This is a genomic window from Nocardia sp. bgisy134 (assembly GCF_057708325.1).
Window position 1 is genome coordinate 1 of sequence record NZ_JBYIRW010000066.1, and the last position, 765, is coordinate 765.

Below are 765 nucleotides of genomic sequence, written 5' to 3' on the forward strand. Positions count from 1 at the left end.
ACCTGGAAATCGGTGCGCCCCACATACTCCAACTGCCCATCCGCACGCCACCGCACCAGATCCCCCGTCCGGTACATCCGCTCCCCCGCCACCCCGAACGGATCCGCCACGAACCCACCCGCCGTCACACCCGGCCGACCGTGATACCCCCGCGCCAACTGCACACCCGCCAGATACAACTCACCCACCACCCCCACCGGCACCGGATGCAACCGGGAATCGAGCACGAGGGTCTGCGTGTTCCACACCGGTGACCCGATCGGCACACCCACGGCATCCGCGTCGCACTCCCACGCGGTGACCACCTCGGCCTCGGCCGGGCCGTACCAGTTGTGCAACTCCGCGTCGCCGTACTCGGCGAACCGGGTGATGGCCGCGGCCGGCAAGGCCTCCCCGGCGGCGAAGACCCGCCGCACACTCACCGCCAGCGGCGCCGGCACCGCCGCCAGGTACGCCGCCAGCATCGACGGCACGAAATGCACCGTCGTCACCGCCTCGGCCTGGATCAGCGCCGCCAGATAATGCGGGTCCCGATGCCCGTCCGCGGCAGCGATCACCACCCGCGCCCCGACCTGCAAGGGCCAGAACAACTCCCACACCGAAATGTCGAACGTGATCGGCGTCTTGTGCAACACCACATCACTGCCGTCGAGCCGATACCGTGCCTGTGCCCAGGCCAGCTGGTGCACCGTCGCCCGGTGGGTCAACGCCACCCCCTTCGGCACCCCGGTCGAACCCGACGTGAAGATCACATACGCCGTGTTC

Annotated in this window: 1 protein-coding gene; it reads right to left on the bottom strand. The window is 69.2% G+C overall.

The genetic code is table 11. The annotated features are described in order from the left end of the window. Positions 1 to 765, bottom strand: a 765-nt coding sequence (locus AC3ERS_RS36585; protein ID WP_431972735.1) for an AMP-binding protein, incomplete at both ends; no start/stop codon positions are given.